Below are 2567 nucleotides of genomic sequence, written 5' to 3' on the forward strand. Positions count from 1 at the left end.
TGTATTTTATACATAATTTTTTTGCACTCTATTAATTAAAAACCTTTCCACCAAATTTTGTAATTTGCTAATTTAAGGTATCTAGCCAAGCTTTAGTTTCTTTAACTCTATAAGAGTTTCCATTCATATTAACCACATAAGATTTATGGGTTAATCTATCAGTCATCGCAGCAGTCATAACCGGATCACCAAATATTTCTCCCCATCTATCAAAGGATAGATTTGTTGTTATAATTGTTGATTTTTGCCCAGCTCTTAATGATATATGGGTAAATAGTAGTTCCGCCCCCTCCTTATCGGCAGAAATATATCCAAACTCATCTAATATTACTAAATCATATTTAGATAACTTACTTTGATAAGCTCGGAGGCTTTTATTTGATTTTAATTCTTTCAATTGTGTAATAAAAAGTGGTACAGTTGTAAATAATACTTTATATCCATCTAAACAAGCTTTAATACCGAGTGCGATAGCTATATGAGTTTTGCCTGTTCCACAGTTGCCGGATAATATTACATTTTGACCATCTTTAATAAATTTCAAGCTACTTAAATGTTTTAACTTTAATTGTGCATCAGAAGGTAAATCTTTAATTGAAATATCTTCAAGGTATTTTTTATAAGGAAAATTAGCAATTCTAATTCTACTTTGAGTTAGATTATACTTTCGAATATCACATTCTTTTTGAAGAAGTCTATATAAGAATTCATCATAACTAAAGTTATTTGCGGTAGCATCTTCAATTGCTACATCTATATCACTTTTAATGACACTAAGTTTCATTTCTTCAGCATAATTTTTTATCTCTTTTATAAATGAGCTTCTAGCTTCCATTTATCTTTACTCCTTTGTATAGTTCTTTAGTAACTAATTATATGTATAAAAATTTATTTTTGTATTTATATTAAAGAAAATTATTAAATTCATTTAGCATATTTATAGAATTAGTAATTATTTCATCGTTATAATCTTCAAGATATATAATATTAGAATCATTTTTTCTAGAACAAATAAATTCAATCTTATCAACGCTTATGTTAGTTGGACAAACTTCAATTAACTTATTTAGTGCATTATCTATAGTATCAAGACCGTAAGTGCCAACTAATTCAATTAATTTAACAAAATCCTTATCATTATTTTTAAAATACTGAGTATATATTTTTTTTAATATATCATCCATCTGCTTAAAAGCAGTACTACTTACTAAAGCTCTAGGTTTTCTAAATAGTGTTCTAGCATAATGCTGTATATCTATTTTCCATAATCCCATTCCATAAATTTTATTATGGCGAGCGATTTCTTCATTATTATAAAATATTATAATTTTTGTAGTATATATCTTACATCGGACCATTGCCCCAACATGAATATCAGGTACAGAATAATAGCATGAATCAACTATTATTGTTGAGTACTTACTTACTCTTAAATCGGCAATGCTTGCCGTTTCGTATAAAGGCATATCAGGTAATAAATACTCACGTTCTTCTTCTAATAACTCTAGTGGTGATTTATTAATTCTAGAAAGCAGCTTTGAATTTAATTTCTTTAGCACTTCATCAAGATGAATATTGGCTTCGGTAAGTGTGTTAAACACACGAGCATCTGAAAATGCTTTTCTTCTTATATATTCAACACTTCTTTCAACATGACCTTTTTCATTTCCCCTGTAAGCATTACAGAATCTATAATCGAACTTATAATATAAAGAAAGTTTAAGTAATGCTTCTGTAGGCTCTTTCTCTTTTAATCCAACAAATTTTGAAACTGCAACCCTAGTATTATCATATACAACAGTTCTATGATTACCTTTAATAGATTTAAAGAATTGTGCATGGGCTTCTAGAAAGCAGGCTGTATTTTGTTTTGGGAATAATCTTGCCCATCTAAAATTACCATATGCCGTAGTAAATATAGCAAGTTGAAATTCCTTTATAACATCATTAGGCATATTTATTTTTACAACTCCAAAATCAAATTCAACTATGTCTCCTGGAGAATATTCTTGCCTTATATAGGCTTCGCGACGTTTTCTTTCAATGGAATTAACAGCATTAATAACCGATGCGTAGCTAACATTAAAGCCTTCATCAATCAAAGTTTCATACATATCAATTTTCTTTTTTTGTTGCTTAGATAGGCCAGTTAATCTCTTTTGCTCATTCTCTTTTAAGAAGTATTTTATTCTATCTATGACTTCATTAGTTAAAGCTCTTTTTTTCCTTGGAGAAGGAGTATACTTAGGTTTAGAAGTAATAGCATCTATAATATTAGTTTTATCTTCTTCTGTGAGATTCTCATTAAATTCTGATAGCTTTTCTTCATAATCCCTAATATATTTTCGAATAGTTTCTCTAGAAACCCCTGTTTCTTTACTAATTTGTCTTTGAGATCTACCATCTCTAATATACATTAAAATTATTTCTTTTTTCTTGTTCAAATGAATCACCTTCCGCACTTCCTTTTATACCTAATATTATTACCAAATATTATGTGTATAAAAGTATTGGAAAATACTAGCGGACAGTTTTTAAATTATTTTCTGGAACAATAACAGTTTGTG

General features: G+C 28.3%; 2 protein-coding genes. Both read right to left on the reverse strand.

The genetic code is table 11. From position 1 onward, the window contains the following. Nucleotides 1-67: 67 nt before the first annotated feature. Nucleotides 68-835 carry an IS21-like element helper ATPase IstB gene (gene istB, locus ACQRD5_RS16965; RefSeq protein WP_294365166.1) on the reverse strand — a complete coding sequence of 256 codons (768 nt, stop codon included), beginning with the start codon at nt 833-835 and terminating at the stop codon, nt 68-70. A 70-nt stretch (nt 836-905) separates the two neighbouring features. Continuing rightward, the gene (istA, locus tag ACQRD5_RS16970; RefSeq protein WP_427747098.1) at nt 906-2453 is read right to left on the reverse strand and encodes an IS21 family transposase; all 1548 of its coding nucleotides are present in this window, start codon (nt 2451-2453) and stop codon (nt 906-908) included. Nucleotides 2454-2567: the final 114 nt, after the last annotated feature.

Origin of the sequence: Clostridium sp. SGI.024 (genome assembly GCF_050315195.1) — a bacterium.
Taxonomy (GTDB): domain Bacteria; phylum Bacillota; class Clostridia; order Clostridiales; family Clostridiaceae; genus Clostridium.

Coding starts and splice junctions, on each gene's coding strand:
- istB (WP_294365166.1), bottom strand. CDS start 835: ATGGAAGCTAGAAGCTCATTTATAAAAGAGATAAAAAATTATGCTGAA.